The sequence below is a fragment of the Paraburkholderia sp. Ac-20347 genome, assembly GCF_017104805.1.
Lineage (GTDB): Bacteria > Pseudomonadota > Gammaproteobacteria > Burkholderiales > Burkholderiaceae > Paraburkholderia > Paraburkholderia tropica.
Genome location: NZ_JAAGPN010000193.1, coordinates 1 through 15400 on the forward strand (window position 1 = coordinate 1; position 15400 = coordinate 15400).

At 56.8% G+C, this 15400-nt stretch carries 10 protein-coding genes and 4 pseudogenes; 6 read left to right on the plus strand and 8 right to left on the minus strand.

All coding sequences use genetic code 11. The features are described from left to right. Window positions 1-2169: 2169 nt before the first annotated feature. The 6 genes and pseudogenes from G3N97_RS27710 to G3N97_RS27735 form a co-directional block, all read right to left on the minus strand. Complete coding sequence (locus G3N97_RS27710) at window positions 2170-2913, minus strand: response regulator transcription factor (RefSeq protein ID WP_205996206.1); 744 nt, start codon at window positions 2911-2913, stop codon at window positions 2170-2172. A 354-nt stretch (window positions 2914-3267) separates the two neighbouring features. Then, window positions 3268-3840: a hypothetical protein gene (locus tag G3N97_RS27715; RefSeq protein ID WP_205996207.1), complete on the minus strand. Its 573-nt coding sequence runs from the start codon at window positions 3838-3840 to the stop codon at window positions 3268-3270. Between the two features lie 84 nt (window positions 3841-3924). Beyond that, a complete protein-coding gene (locus G3N97_RS27720) occupies window positions 3925-4179 on the minus strand; it encodes a hypothetical protein (RefSeq protein WP_205996208.1) in 255 nt (84 codons plus the stop codon). A gap of 106 nt (window positions 4180-4285) precedes the next feature. Next, window positions 4286-5905 (minus strand): chaperonin GroEL, encoded by a 1620-nt coding sequence (groL, locus tag G3N97_RS27725; protein WP_205996209.1) that lies wholly within the window; start codon window positions 5903-5905, stop codon window positions 4286-4288. 79 nt (window positions 5906-5984) lie between these two features. Continuing rightward, window positions 5985-6302, minus strand: coding sequence for a co-chaperone GroES (locus tag G3N97_RS27730; protein WP_205996210.1), 318 nt, complete (start codon window positions 6300-6302; stop codon window positions 5985-5987). Between the two features lie 159 nt (window positions 6303-6461). Then, window positions 6462-7093 (minus strand): annotated as a pseudogene (locus G3N97_RS27735) (diguanylate cyclase). Between the two features lie 197 nt (window positions 7094-7290). Between G3N97_RS27735 and G3N97_RS27740 the strand changes: the two are divergent. The 4 genes and pseudogenes from G3N97_RS27740 (at window position 7291) to G3N97_RS40210 (ending at window position 10295) form a co-directional block, all read left to right on the plus strand. Then, window positions 7291-7728, plus strand: coding sequence for an Hsp20/alpha crystallin family protein (locus G3N97_RS27740; RefSeq protein ID WP_205996211.1), 438 nt, complete (start codon window positions 7291-7293; stop codon window positions 7726-7728). A gap of 39 nt (window positions 7729-7767) precedes the next feature. Beyond that, entirely contained in the window at window positions 7768-8181 is a 414-nt protein-coding gene (locus G3N97_RS27745) for an Hsp20/alpha crystallin family protein (RefSeq protein ID WP_205996212.1), read from the plus strand. Between the two features lie 852 nt (window positions 8182-9033). Next, window positions 9034-9567 carry a hypothetical protein gene (locus G3N97_RS27750; RefSeq protein ID WP_205996213.1) on the plus strand — a complete coding sequence of 178 codons (534 nt, stop codon included), beginning with the start codon at window positions 9034-9036 and terminating at the stop codon, window positions 9565-9567. A gap of 358 nt (window positions 9568-9925) precedes the next feature. After that, window positions 9926-10295, plus strand: a pseudogene (locus tag G3N97_RS40210) (phosphate-starvation-inducible PsiE family protein). 307 nt (window positions 10296-10602) lie between these two features. Here the strand turns inward: G3N97_RS40210 and G3N97_RS27760 are convergent. Further along, entirely contained in the window at window positions 10603-11100 is a 498-nt protein-coding gene (locus G3N97_RS27760) for a hypothetical protein (protein WP_205996214.1), read from the minus strand. Between the two features lie 1844 nt (window positions 11101-12944). Between G3N97_RS27760 and G3N97_RS27770 the strand changes: the two genes are divergently transcribed. Continuing rightward, window positions 12945-13244: an H-NS histone family protein gene (locus G3N97_RS27770; RefSeq protein ID WP_205996216.1), complete on the plus strand. Its 300-nt coding sequence runs from the start codon at window positions 12945-12947 to the stop codon at window positions 13242-13244. Window positions 13245-14045: 801 nt separating this feature from the next. After that, window positions 14046-14262: pseudogene (locus tag G3N97_RS39665) on the plus strand (IS3 family transposase); the annotation flags it as partial. A 113-nt stretch (window positions 14263-14375) separates the two neighbouring features. On the opposite strand, the pseudogene G3N97_RS27775 reads toward G3N97_RS39665, so the two are convergent. Next, a pseudogene (locus G3N97_RS27775) lies at window positions 14376-14736 on the minus strand (manganese catalase family protein); the annotation flags it as partial. Window positions 14737-15400 lie beyond the last annotated feature (664 nt).

The window sequence follows — 15400 nt, forward strand, 5'->3', positions numbered from 1 at the left end:
CTACAACTCCGTGCGTCCGCATAGTGCCCTCGGGCAACTGGCGCCGGACCAATTCCGGCAACTGCATCAACCGAAAAGCGGCGAGCCCACTAACTTACGAATGGTGTACTCGGCGGGGTAAGGTCACCTGAATCGGGTCTTTCCGAGCAAGTCGTCATGGCAAAGATCAAGGTTGCCAAGTGCGCCGCTGATGCGACGCAACGCAGAGCGTCGGCCCGTCGAACTTTGCGCTATGCGGGTGTCCGGCTTCCTGTGCAAAATTACCTCGTCGGGCCGCAAGATGTTCATTTTCCAGCATCAGACGAACGCCGGTTCACGCCACAATCCCGTCTTGGGCCACTATGGCGAGTTGACCCGCGAATCAGGTCTGATCGCTGGCGCAGGAACGGCTAACCTCGGTGTGCCGCGAGCGGCGCCCAGTAGTGCCAAAGCAGCGGTGCACACAACTGATGCCGGCATGAGCTTCCCCCTGTTCGTGGCGACCGGTGATCGGGCAACGGTGAGGCCAGTAGTTTGTCTTGCAATCTGCGAATCTGCGCTTGACTTGGGAGACCGGCAAGCTTGATTTGGGAGATCGGCGAGTCGAGAGCGCCGCAGGTTATGCGGATGGTAAGCTTTTGCGCTCGGCAGATCTGCCGAGCTACGCTCCCAGTGCCGTCATTTTGTGACTTCTTTTTCAAGCCGGAACAGTTCTCTGGATTTTGGTTCGGTGCGCCCGCGCCGTCTCAAAGAAGTCTTCGTCGGCCGGGAACCTCTTGCCTCTCCCTTGCAATCAAGATTTCGTTCGAAGCGGAGCGCGCGAAATCGCGCTCTGTACGATGGCTGAGGTTATCGATGCCGAGCCGGCGAGCTCGATGGTTCATTAACTTACATAGAGTAAGGGAATTACCGGAGTGTATTCCTCTTGTAAGAGCCTATTCTCTGTGTGCGGCGCAGGAGACCCGAGCCGCATGCGTGATTGAAGACCGCGCGAATCATGCGCGGCTTTTTTTCTCCGAGTAGAAAACGCGGGGTAAGGACGGGGTTTAGTGCCCACTGTGCCTTGAGCAGAGGCTGCGGCGCTGCGGGTTGGGTCAGCGAGTAAGGGACGCTTACGAAGTAATCCCAGCGCTTTCAGGGTAACTACATGAAACCGGTTGCGCCATCAACCGTTCCCGCCCCCAGGCATCCGCAGCTGGTAACAGCTCGGTGTGAAGATCTGGGGCCGTATCCCCCAAATATCCGAGGAAGAAGCGGCGCCCGATCCGCTACAAAATCAGGCGAAACAGCGTAGGTATTTAGTACTGCTGGAAACGGCAGGCGAACAACAAGAAGCGACATGCGGGGAAGGGGAGGGTCCGGTGTTAATGGACTGGATACGAGCGGAGACATTGCCCGACGCGGAAGCGGGCAGGCTTCCCCACGGTCATTCACGGCGAAATGGATTTGGGAATTGCTGACGGAACGATCGTGTTTCCTGGAGGCATTCCAAACATTGAATCACTGCAGCTACCGTTGCGCCATCGATGCGAGAGAGCAGTTCCGTGGGTCTCTGCTGGAGACTTTCGAACTTTTGTTTGCACACGTTCGCCACCTATGTGAACTCCGTACAAACAATCGAGATCCAGGTGCACTTCCGGGGCATACCCATCTGCACGAAAGAGGCCACACAGAAGCACAGGCGTGCGGCTAGCAAGCAGCCTGGCGCCGCGCGTTCCTTCTCAAAGTCGGGCAGCGGACGCGTTAGTTAGCCGGCAGACTATCAGGCTGTCGTTCGCAAAGGAGGGGGCGGGAGTCTGCGATTGCTAGGTTCGCATGCCGGAACACAAAGGGTTTTGCACTTTCGTCAAGCGGGAAGACATCGCCAGCGGGAACGCACACAGCAGCACCGCCGCGAGTATCGTCCGTAGCGTCAATCCCGAAGTCCGTCATTGGCGAATACATACTCAAAAAATGCAGAATGGCCGGTTGGTGACGCTCTTTGGCGAGCACGATTGGGCCGAACAACGGAACGTGACGCGATTGTGTTTGGGCTGAGTTCCGTAGTCCGGATGAGCGTTGCCCGGTAAACAGGTTGAGTACGTCACGCTGGGGATGGTGCCAATAATGGCTGACGGCGGGAGAGTATTGGTAGTCCTGGGGGCAGACCACCGTTGCTGGTCGAAGTGATTGATTTTATTTTGGGATGATTCAGTCGGGCACGAAGAGGTAACCTCTGCCCCGTACGTTCTGCAATCGCACTGGCACCCTGGGATTATCCTCGATCTTGCTTCGCAGTCGGCACACGAGCACACTTAAGCCATCCGGTGAATTGCATCCCTCAACCGCAACCAGTATCTCTGCGCGCGAAAGGATCCGCCGCGGCTGTTCAAGAAAGAGCTGAAGCAGTTCGCATTCGGCCGGGGTCAGGGGCAGTGGCTGATCCTGCCGGTAGAGGACGCCGCGCAACACATCAAACCGAAAAGGACCGAAATGGGCATGTCCCTTCGCGTCGCGCGCTACCGTGTTTCCGGTCCCGAATACCGGTTGGCATCGCCGCAGCACTGAACGGATACGGGCGAGAAGTTCCCCAGGCGAGCCGGCGCTGTCCATGCAATCATCCGCGCCCATTTCGATGGCCACGGCCCGCTCGACGGGGTCGCGGGTGTGCACCAGTATGATAAGGGGTATCATGCGTTCCCCGGTGTGCAGGCGCTGGATGAGCCTGCAGCCGTCAACGCTTCCGCGGGGGCTGTTGATTACGACCAGCGCCGGTCTCGCGCGTTGCAGGACGCGTACGGCATTCGGCGCACGCTGTACGAAGATCGGCCCGAAGCCTGCCGCTTCGAGCGGTTCGCGCATGGTATCCCACAGACGCGCGTCGTCGTCGAAGAACGCGACGATAGTGCTATCACATGCGGATGTGGGATTGCTGGAGATGCCTGAGGGGTTCATATTCAGTAATGTGACTCGCTGTCCCTTTTTCGAAAGAATACGCTCCTCTGTTGCAGAAAATAGCTATTTTTGCGAAAGCGCTCCTGCGATCTCATTCGAGTGGCGCCCCGGAGCCAGACCGAAATGCCGACAACCGGCACGCGTCACGAGCAATCCGGGATCAACCCGCCATCGATCGGGAAGGCGGCCGGTGTCCCCCGCAATTCCGAGGCATTCCAAATCAAACGCGCCATGGATTTTTTGACCAGCCAGTACGTCACGCAGCCCACGAATCAAATGCTGCCGCCACAGGAAGCGCTCGCGCGCGCCCTTTGGTGTCAGCTGATCGGTGGATCGCGAGACGGTGAGCCTCCTTCAGGCGAGGGCTATTGTCAGCGTCCAGCCCAAGCTTGGCACAAGCACTGTCGACGAGAAGTGGTGGCGAATTGGCGAGGTCGAGGTGATCGCATGGAGAATCGCCCGCGCTGCCCATGGCAAATTTGCGCGGGACGTTAGTCTGCTGCTTCGGCTCGTCGAACGTTCTGCCGCATCGCTGGCCGGTTTCTCGTTGGGAGTAGAAATCAGCTGATGGGCCTGATCGCATGTCGCAAGGCGTCGTCTTTCGATCCCGGTTGAATCTGACACCAGAATTCCTGATGCCTGGCACCAAGGCGGCGTGAGGTGGCGTGCGGCTTTATAGCGGTGAAAGTGACTGGCCAGCCAGAAACGGCATCCATCGAAGAATACCTTCATCGCTGGACGTGCCGCGCGCATTGTCTCACTGCCTATGGCACGCATGGCTTCCTCCAGATGCGCTTGATCGAAGCGTCCCTCGCGGATAATCTTCCCATGCACCGTAAGCTGCAGGAATTTGAGATAGTCCAGACCAAGTACGCCAGTCGGTATTCTGGCCGATGAAGGGGCTCCGATACCAGAAAGTTGGGACATGGTGATGCCGATTATTCTGTATAGCTGTGCGAAGGAAACGCCAGCGTCGTTTCATACCTCCTGATCGGAGACGGTCACTTCCGGTCAATCGTCAATCATGAGATGACGAATCACCAGAGCAGGATCTGCGATGTCCAGAATCAGTCTTCGAAGGACGCGCCTGCGCATATGCTCCTCGTCCAGTATCCAGGGTTCGCCTTTTTCGCTCAGATAGCCCGCGAGCAGCACTTTCTGATTCGCGTCGGCCGGAAGGTTCAGGCGAGCGGCGAGTAGTCCCGCAATGACGTCGTCAATTTCGATGGTCAGTGGCTTTGAGTCAATGGAAAGTTCCAGTTTCATGGCGGTCATCGGAAAAAGTGGCGTCCCATGACGGAGGTGATGCGCGACGCCGAAAGGGAGCGCCGGCCGCGACTGTTGGCCGGTGCATGCATGAACTACAGTCCGGTCAATAGTCCAGTTCCGCTGTCGGCACCTGCGCCGGATTTTCATCCCTGGCAGCTTCCGCGACTGTGGTATCCGTCGTCAGGATTAACCCCGCAATCGACGCAGCGTTTTGTAGTGCAGTGCGTGTGACCTTGGTCGGGTCGACCACGCCTGCCTCGACCGCGTCCATATACTCACCGGGGGCCGCGTTGTAGCTGAAGTTGCCCAGGCCTTCATACACTTTCGCGATAACCACAGAAGGTTCGTCGCCCGCATTCGAGGCAATGACACGCAGGAGGGCCTCCAGCGCGCGCAGCACAATATGGATGCACGCGTCCTGGTCACTGTTGACGCCCTTCAGGTCCCTCACTGCCGAACGCGCACGCAGCAGCGCCACGCTACCGCCTCGGACGATGTCTTCCTGGACCGCCGCACGCGTGGCGTGCAGCACGTCGTCCACCCGCGCCTTCTTCTCCTTCGTCTCGACCCCGGCGGCCGCCCCGACCTTGATCAAGGCCACGCCGCCCGCGAGCTTCGCCACGCGCTCCTGCAGCTTCTCCCGATCGTAATCGCTCGACGTTTTATCGATCCGCGCACGGATAGACTTGACACGTGCCCTGATACGCTGGGCGTCGCCGGCGCCATCGATGATAATCGTGTCGTCCTTGCGCACTTCCAGGCGCTTTGCCCGGCCCATATGCTGGAGTGTCGCTGTCTGCAACTGCTTGCCGGTCTTTTCGGAGATGACGGCTGCGCCCGCGAGGATCGCAATGTCCGCGAGCATCGCCTTGCCCCGGTCGCCAAAGCCTGGCGCCGTCACAGCCGCGACGTTGAGGATACCGCGCATCGCATTGACCACGAGCGTGGTCAGCGCTTCGTCATCGATATCTTCCGCGATGATCAGCAGGGGCCTGCCTGCCTTCGATGTGGCTTCCAGCACCGGCAGCAGTTCCCGGATATTCGGAATCTCTTTGTCGCGCAGGAGAATCAGCGCATCGTCGAGATAGGCGGCCTGCCTGTCGGGATCGTTGATGTAATAGGGGCTCACGTAGCCGCGGTCGAACTGCATACCCTCGACCACGTCCAGTTCGTTATCGAGCGACTTGCCATCTTCGATGGTGGCGACTCCTTCCTTGCCGACCTTCTCCTTTGCATCGGCGATGATCTTGCCGTTCGCCTCGTCCGAGTTTGCCGAGAGGGAGCCCACCTGGGCGATCTCGCGGTTCGTCGAAATGGGCTTCGACAGCCTGCGCAGCTCGTCGAGCACGGCGGCAACCGTGTCGATACCACGCTTGGGGCCCATCGGGTTCATGCCGACGGCAACGTGCTTTATGCCCTCCTGCTCGATTGCACGGGCGAGTACGGTGGCAGTCGTCGTGCCGTCCCAGCCCACATCCGTAGTTTTCGATGCGACCTGCTTGACGATCTGCGCGCCCATGTTTTCGAACCGGTCTTTCAGCTCCATTTCCTTCGCGACAGATACGCCATCCTTCGTGACGGTCGGCGCGCGAAAACCGCGCTCTATCAGTACGTTGCGGCCTTGCGGGCCACGCGTGACCTTCATCGTATCGGCGAGCACATTCACGCCTCTGACGATGCGGGCGCGGACACCGTCGTGAGACCTGACGTCGTTTGTACTCATGCTCTTACCCCAGATTTAAAGTCGGTGACCCAGGATATCGCGAACAACCGGGCGGGCGTCCGTGACCGCAAGCGCGATTTCAGGCGGCCTTGCGGGCAGCGCCAGCGTCGGGCTCCAGCACGCCGATGACGTCTTCTTCGCGCATGACGGGCAGTTCCTCGCCATTGACCTTCAAGGTCTGGCGTGCGTAGTTGCCGAATAGGACTTGGTCACGAAATTCCAGCTGGAGCGCGCGAAGCGTTCCATCCAGCAGCAGACGGCCACTGCTGCCCCCGACGATTTCTCCCTGTCCGGGCTTTTCTGCGGCTGAGTCGGGAATCACGATGCCAGAGGTCTTCGTTCGCTGCGAGTCGATTAGCTTGACGATAACCCGATCGGAGAGGGGGCGAATCTGCATTCTCATCTCCTGCGCGATAAGGGTTCACGAAAAGGAATCCGGTTGCTGCTTGCGTGAATCGCTTTGGTGCGGCCGAGCCTGTATGTGGCGGAATCCGAAATAGAGGTGTCCATTGCACCCTTCAAGAGGCAGTGAAAACCTTATTTGTAACAAAATATTTCATCGGCGTAGCAGGATCCGGACTATCCTGCCCAGACGATAAACCGTGCGCCCACGACCGTCAGGGCAACGTGGTCTGGGCGGCGCGGGATACGGCGCCTGACGTCCACGGTCGGCGTCGAGCGTTTCGTACGGATCGTCGAGCGCCTGCGAAAGCCCACGCTTGAGTGGCCGAAACAGCCAGCGCACATCGCCTTTGCACGCGGCAAACTGCATCATTTCTCCGCGATTGGTTATGCCATCCAGAAGTGGCTGGACGTTGGCAGCATCTCTTCCATAGTCCCCGAACGCCTGACGGCAAGCGAGCGCCTCGCCAGCGCTGGCGCCGATCGCGCTTACAGCCCCTACACTCAAGTCGCTCCATTTCCAGGCGTCCGCTCGCCAGGTCGCATCCAGCACCATGGCATCAACTGGCTCCATGCTTCGCCACGGAGTGTCGAACCAACCGACACTGGTACCGCCCGTGGAGCCATATCGCCGCCGGGCAACTGAGCTGCGGCGCGCGCCTGAGGCCGTGCCAGTGGAAGATGGCGAAAGGGTGCGTCCGTCTGGGCAGTCGCCGTGACTGTGGCCGCATAGAGCGGCAGACGTACGGTTTCGAGCTGTTCCTGAAGCCTGTCGAAAAGGTCCATGGAGCCTCCCGGTTCAGATGTAACTGGGCCTCTTGAAATTTCTGCTCCTTGCGCTATTTTATCCATCGCTCAGGCAGTCGCGATCAAGCGCTGCGTGTTTCGATTTGTTTGTCGGTGGGCTTGCCACGGACAGATGGGCTGGAGCGCGTGGTTCCGTCCGTCTTTCGTGCGTGGCCCCGGTTTTCAAGGAGCCAGTCATGAGCGATCTTTTCTTCAATACCGATCTGGGCGAATTCGACCGCCTGCAGAGGCAGTTCGACAGTCTGATTGCAGGTTTTCCGGCGAGTCTGCGTGCCACGCGCAGCGGGACATTTCCTCCCGTCAACATCGGTAGCACCGACGATAGTGTCGAGATTGTCGCGTTCGCGCCGGGGCTTGACCCGGCAGCAATCGATGTTTCCATCGACAAGGGACTGCTGACGATCAGCGGTGAACGCAAGCTCCCAACACCTGAAGCCGACGGCGAAACGCGCGTCTACGCCAGGGAGCGCTTCATGGGGGCATTCCGGCGTGTGATTGAACTTCCCCAGCACGCCGATCCCGACAAGGTCAGCGCGCGTTACGTCAACGGTTGCCTGACTGTGAGCGTCGGACGTTCAGAGGCCTCGAAGCCGCGCGCCATCACTGTTCAGTAAATGGATCGATGAGTCGACGACCCAGAAAAGGAGCCCATCATGAGTGAAAACACCGAACTGACTTCCCATGATTCGCGCACGGATGTCACGTCCACCGAAAACGCCCGCGCCAGGGCGCAGCTTTCCACGGTATCGCCCGCCGTGGACGTCGTTGAGAACAGTCACGGCATCACGCTCTTCGTGGATCTCCCGGGTGTGCCACGAGAAAAACTCGACATAAGGGTACAAGACGGCCGTATGAGCATAGAGGCCGAGGCAAGCATATCCGCTCCCACAGGACTGCGACTGCACCACGGAGAATTGCGTCATCCGCATTTCTCGCGCGCGTTCACGCTCAGTCCGGACTTCGACGTTTCTCGTATTGACGCGCAACTGCGCGACGGTGTGCTCAGGCTCACAATTCCACGCCGTGAAAGTGCGAAGCCGCGGCGCATTGAGGTGAATGCCGGATAGTCACACGCCTCAAAGTGAAGTCCGCCATGCGGTGCAGGTGACCTGCGCCGCGTGGGCTGCCTCACCGAGGAGCAGATGGACAACGTACGCAGCCAGAACTGGAAAGGGTTCACGATTGAGATACGCACGTTTGCCGTCCCCACTGCACGCTGTCATTCGTTGTTTTGGATAACTAAATAGCTGTGGTGCGCATTCTGCGTGGGAAGACGATCGCTGACTGGCATTTTCCGCGCTACGCCAGCGCTGGGCGTAGCGCGGAAGGGGCGCATCGGAAGACAGTCGAGTACGCGATACGCGCCATCAACGCCGGATGTGGGAACGAGGCAGCGGCTGTGCCGCACTTTATCGTGTGACGGCGTGCACATTAAGACAATATTCACCGGACTGCATTCCGAACGATTTTTCTGCAGAGAGACCGATTTTCGGAGCTCGTTTTACTGGAGAACGCAATGCTCGGCCCACACGAATTTTCAACCCTGATGCTCGTTCGCAATGCGCGAGGCCAGCTCCACATGAACGCTGGCGAACTCGCGCTCCGCCCGAAAGTCAACCGGTCGTGCCGGAAAATAGTGCCGAAGCCGTAAGGTGCGCCAGTCTCACCGGGAAATGTAAGACGTACCCCAACGCGCTGCGCCCCGGTCGCGCACCGCGTCAAAAACGCAAGCTTCCCGGGGCAACAATGGCCTGGCATCGGCGCAACCATGTCTCACTAATACAGGTCGAAAGCCGTCGCGATCGGAGAGTCGCCAACTGGCGACTCTCCGGCCAACTTCATATCTTCGAAGCCCGGCACAAATTTGATCACTTTGCGCAAGGCCCGATTTTGAATCAAGGCAACCTGAAGGAAAGAACATGACCGAGACCGCTGCCATCACCAGCCCTGACGAAGACACACTCTACGAACGTGTCCGGCTGCTGATTTTCAGCGCTCCACTACCGATACGGCGCCGTGAAGCCGACGTTGCAGATATCGGGCGCTTCACAACCGCAGACGCACGCTTGCCGCATCTGCGACTGGCCGAAGCCATGCCGCCTCTGGTCCAGGCGTCCGAGGCCATCGTGCGCGCAATTATCCGCACATACGGCGCTGAGCTTCTGCGTAATGGGAATGCAAACGCCCGTCTGCGCGCGCTCATAACAGTTGGCCCCGTCAGGTTCGCGCAAGCCGCATTGATGCTCGGTCCCGATGCGCCCATCCCCGAACGATGCCGGCCACTAGTCGATGAGTTCAACGGCATTTTTGAACATTTTCCAGAAAGTGGCTACTCGCAGGCGAGGCGGCTACTCTTCGATATTGGCATACCGGTTGAGCGCAACGCCATTCGTACTCTCTGGCAATCAGCCGCCAATGTGCGGGGCAGTGGGCCGAGACAGGCAATGTCTTGATCGGCGTTGCCACATCTGCATTTTTGTAATGCATACGACGACAGCGAGCTACTTGCGCAATTGACGACGGGGGCCTGGCGCGAAGCCAGCGATCCACGCATATGTGCTTCAGTTTCCGCTGCGATCGAACGCCGGGTTCTGGAATGGCATACCAGATGAACACCGGTATCGGCACCGGTGAAGGCAAGGTCGAGCCAGGCGATGCGGGCCAGTAATCGTTGGAAAAGACGGTTCGAATGATTGCGGCCCAATCAACGCGCTTCAGGCAGGCCGCGTCAATTCTTTTACGAGGTACAAATATGTTTCAGCATAGGTCAGTAATCCTCGGCAGGAGCAACAGCTTACCGGTAAAACGGCTATTGGGCATCTATGGCCGGTTGAGGCACTGGTAGCCCACGTGCTCAGCGTGGTCATTTCAGTGGTCGTCATGGTCGCGATGTGGCAGTTGATTCGCGCTGTGGTCGAGCTGCTCGCGATGCACGCAGCGAATCCGCTCGACCACGCGGTATTGCAGACCGTCTTTGGGATGATCGTGACGCGTCTCATAGCAATGGAATTCAAGCATTCGATAATGCGGGTCATACTTCGCCGCAGCCATATTGTTCATGGTCAAGACGGTTCTGATGGTCGCCTTGCTGGCGATCTCCCGGAAGTTCATTATTCTTGACGTAACGGCCGATCCTCGGCGTATCGCCGCGTTGGCCGCTGCACTCGTTGCCCTTGGTTGAACGTATTGGCTTGTGCGGAACAGAGAGGAAACCTGATTTTCAGTCTTATAGCGGAGCCACTCACCCTGTCACCAATGAAATCTCGTCTTTGCTTGCCGCTATCCCGGCGTGCCGTCTTCGATCTCGTAGAGACGGCAACCTCGCGAAACATTCCGGATGCGGTGTTAGCGCAGAGGAGATAGTGGTATGTCCCGGCCGTATCAAGCATCAGGGTGCTGAAACGTCGCACTTGAAATTTTAAACTGCGATCATATGGAGGATTTTGTCGTTGCATTTGCGACGATAAGCTGGCGCATTGCTTCTTTATTCACGCGCGCCGCCCTTGCGGGGCGACACCGATCACTGGCCCTGCGGCGAGGCCTTTGGCCTGTGCTGCGAAAATCAGCGTAATTGCAGCGAGCGGGACCGACCGAATTACCTCGTCGCGCTGGAACGTCGGGTTGCTACCATGCATCGAATTGGCCGTGCCCACCCAGCTGTCATGGGTGGCCTGGTCGAGCAAACCCATGTCGAGCGACGGACGCAGTGCCTGGGGTAGCGAGCGGTGCGGCTCGAGCGTCCCGCACACTATGAACGCGACAGCGGCATCGGCCAGCTTCTGCGAAGTCCCGAAATGCATCCTGATGCTAAACTTCCTGGCCAGCTTGTCCTGCCCCGTACCACCGGTGCGAGTTAGCACGTTGTAGAAGCAGGTACGGTGGTTCTGACTGGCGTAAATTGTTCCTTTGACCTTGCCGGGCAACGCCCCTTTGGGATTCCAAAGGCTCCTGAACCCCGATAGAATCCCGTAGTCAAGATGGGCCACCACTATCCAATATTGGTATCAAGGCGGTGCTGAGAGATCCGCCGTTAAATAAATAGAGCCAACGATGCCCTCAAAAAGAAATACGCGCACAAAAGATCTGGCTGCATATCATTTCATTTATATGGCGGACATCGCTCGGGGCGGATCACATATTGCAAGTACGCTATCTGCGACATCGCAGCAAAGCGCCATCGATGAGGTTATACGGGACTTCTGCGTGCATAATGCCCCCGACAACCTGCACTTGTTCCTGGAGTTAGTAGCTGAGAATCTGGAAAGACGTGGAGCGATGAGGGCTGCCGTCATGGTACGGGAAAAAATCTGATGTAGGTGGGTAGATCGGCTTTAGCATGTCCATGCTTCAGAAAATCCCCCTGCTCCGTTGTTGCGCATTTTCGAATGACTCATTGAGGCAGGAATACAGGCGTGCGTGCGAAGATCAATATCGGGGTTCCATGAAAAAGCACAAAATTCGATACCGGCTACGGTAACATAGCCGCGCGTGGTTGAAAGTGGCAGAAACTGTGCGCAGGTGTTTCCAGACAATGAAAACGGTATATTCGGAATTGGCGCGAGTTCGGTTAGGTCACACGAATGCACGCGTCGCCGTGCTGAAAGTCTTTCTCGATAGACCGACGCAGCACTTGGCCGTCGACCAGGTATTTGGGTACCTGTCTGAACCGTGCAGTCTCTCGACTGTTTATCGTGCGTTGTCGAATCTGCTAGATGTAGGTCTGATCACCGGCACGTCTATCGGGGGAGGGCGAATTGTCTACGAGTTCAATCGCGGTGTAGCTCACTCACATCTGGTGTGCCGGGACTGCGGTCGGGTGTGTGACGTTGATTGGCCGGTGTCGACCGAACAGTACGAAAACTATGCACGAAGCCAAGGCTATAGTTACCTCAATTCCAGTCTCGTAATTTTTGGCCGTTGCCCGAAGTGCTCTGGAGGAGGCCATAGGTAAAACGAAAGGTGAGGCTTGCATCGATAGCAGCCTCACTCGTACGACAGGGCCCTAACCGTGCAGGACGAAGTCCTTTCAAGCCTCAAACCGTGAGCCCGACAACGCGCGAGGAATTCTGGATCCAATCGGCAGCTCAACTCGATAGCAACGTGGCCAATCCCAACGCGTGAGCCTGTCGAATATTATGGCCGGTAACGCCAACGGTCCAGCGCCCAGACATGAGTGATATCGCCAATCTGACCTGATTCCATGCCCCGCATCGAATTCACAGTTAAGACGATTCGCGATACCAGTCCGCTTGAGCGGAGGCCGCCTGTAGTCATGCCGATCCGGTTGCTCCGTCGAACATTAGCTTGAACATGGTCGCTGCGCTGCCGCGACGATCAAGGCTTAGGTTATCCCGGCCGCGTGTCCCTTCACCCGTGGATTGGGAAGTTGAGCCAGAGGAGCATATGCGCGTGGTCGGCGGGTACGAAGGGGCTGCTGCGGGAATCAAGCACGCAGCGATTATCGCACTGTGCACACGCGAAGATAATGCACAGGGAATCGCACAGCAGCTTAAAACAACAGCACGAACTACGTTCTGATATGACTTCAGAGCAGAGGACGCAAAGAACGCGCATTTCGAGTACGTGCATGAACTGCCGATGTAATCGCTAAAAAGTACAGTTGAGAAATTGGGTTTCTATGAAGTCCTTGAGCTCTCACTTTTTAATTACAAAAAATCAACAGCTACCGTACTTAGCAAGGTGAGCGTAACGAAGCGGAAACTCGTACGATAAAAAACGGACAGTTTCGTGATAGCATCAATTCCTGTTCATGCCGGCTAAGTAAGTAACACTTACCCGGTATGGACATGACAAATTTTCGGGGATTGGCATGGCAACCTATAGGGAATTACTCGAGCAGCGGGGGAAACTCGATGCGGAAATCGCACGACTTCAAGCTGAAGAACGGGATGCAGTGATTCTGGAGATTCGACAAAAAATCCAAGAGTATGAAATTGACATCAACGAAATAGGCGATAAACCGCAACGCGGTCGTTTCATTGGTTCAAACGCCAAAAAATCGCCTAACATTTATCGCGATCCAAAAACCGGAAAAGAATGGAAGGGTAGAGGGAAGCCGCCGAATTGGATTAAATTCGCGGATAATCGCGAGAAATACCGCGTAAAATGAATTTTTCCTTCCAGGAATTGCTCATTTTCACTTTATTTTTCGGACTTGTCGCAGCCATTTTTGCGCAAATTAATTCTCAGTTGCCGCCAATTTGGCGTGTTATTTTTGGTGCAATAGCCTTAACTCTAATTGGTGCTGTAGTGATTATTTCGTACGACACACTGCCAACTTTTTAAAGAAAGCGGAAAACATCCGCTTTCTTTTATGTCTTCAATTATTTCGTGAATGCATCAAGCCAATTCACGAGCATTTGCCTGTCGGGCAACGAAACAAGCTTTAATATCCTGGCCATCTCATTTGCCTGATCAACGGGCAGCATTGACGATTCTTCAAGTAAATCCTTCGTAGCACAGCCGAATCATTCCGCAAGTTCTGCAAGTCTCACGATCGTTGAAATCGCTGTTCCTCATTCAACGCGCGCAGCTGCTTCCCGGTGCAGGCCCAACTTTTCTGCGATCTACCCTTGCGTAAACCCCGCTTCCAATCGTTTCTTGCGACTGTTCGACCTACAGCCGCAGCAGCTAGCGCTTGCTCTGCCGACTTGTCCATAGCTTTCCTCTACACTACTTATATGGTCACAGCGCAACGTGTTGACATGCAGTCTATTTAAGGTTGTAACACTACTTTTAACGTAGCAAACACAACGGATCGACTTTGACGGTTGTACAACCAGAAACAGAACTGTTCATCTTGGGGAAACAAGTCGTGAAGAACGTACAGCTAACTCGTTACGCGGTTGCAGTCCTTAAGCGCTTTGTGGTTGTCGCGGTGGATGAAGTGACAGCAGTAATTCGACCGGAACGTAAGGGGTACTTGCCCGACAACGCTGCGTGAGAAGGCCTCTTCGGAGGGCTAGAACGAGCTGTCCAATCGACGAAACTGGCAATCCACGACGATCGATCAGTTCATCGATGCGCTAGATACTTGCGTCCGGTGGTATAACGAAAAGCGGATCAAGATCTCCCTAGGCGCGATTAGTCCAGTCGAGTGCCGGAAAATTCTCGGTTTGCTTGCTTAAACAGTCCCAGATTTTATCCGCACCCCGAAGCCATTCAACCGGCTGGTCCGGCAGGTACGTTCCAGCGCCTTCGGCAGAACGTTACAGCGAAGCGGGTGGCAACTCAAAACCGCTTACTTCGCCGATGTTTCCCCGGAGCCAAGTTCGGCACCCCTAACCGGATCGAGATCCGTGCGTGAGGCAGTTCTGGCCGCCATGGCTTTCAGCGTTTCGACGTCCTCTGCGCTTACCTTGACCTGTGCAATGCCGTCACGGCCATCCACGGCAGGTTGTGGCGACCCGTCGAATTGCCACTCAGGGCCTTCGTTCCACGGGCCCCCGCTGGTCTTCGCCTTGTGAAAGGTCATAGTACACATTGGCAAATTTGCCCACGCCGGGCAGTTTGCCCTGTGGAAAATTCGGCTGGATCGCACGCAGCGCCTTCTCAAACGACTTCTGATGGGCAATCTCCTGTGTCATAAGAAAACTGAGTGAGCCGATCGGTCGCTGCAGCGCGCTCCCGCGCACGCGTGAGTCGGTAGCTGGCCACTTGCAGACACTCACGCCCGCGCTGTTCGGGACGTGCGACCGTCCTTAAGAATACCGAAGCGGTGTCATAGGCCACATAAATGCGGCGGCCCGTAGAAGCCCTTAGAAGTCACACGACGTCGGAGCGCGAGGTGCAAACAATACCCACCCTAAATGGCGAACCTGGAGATTGATGTCCGACTTCAAGACGGTCGCCCGTTTCCGTCACGACAATGGCAGCGCCGTTAAAGCACAAAACTGAGGCGCTCAAAGTGTTCGAAAACCCACCGAGTCTATCTGTCAAGTCTTCCTACAATCTAACGCGGCGAGCGACAGCCCGGTCGAGGGGCTGCAATGGGCGTTCGAGCCACGCACTGGGCGAAGCTGAGTGCTGCAAGTACTAAGTAGTGACGTTGGGCACTGTCTCGTGATTGAACGGTGTATCGGGCAAAGGGGCATATGGACATGCGAACCACGTCGGACAAGTACTCGACATTGGACGGTCTGACCCTGCCTCATTTCCACGTACAGCAGATCATGCAGCGACCAACGCGGCCTCGAAGTCGACGGGAGTCAGAAACCCTATCGAGGTGTGCAGGCGCTCTCGATTGTAATAGCCCTCGATCCAGTC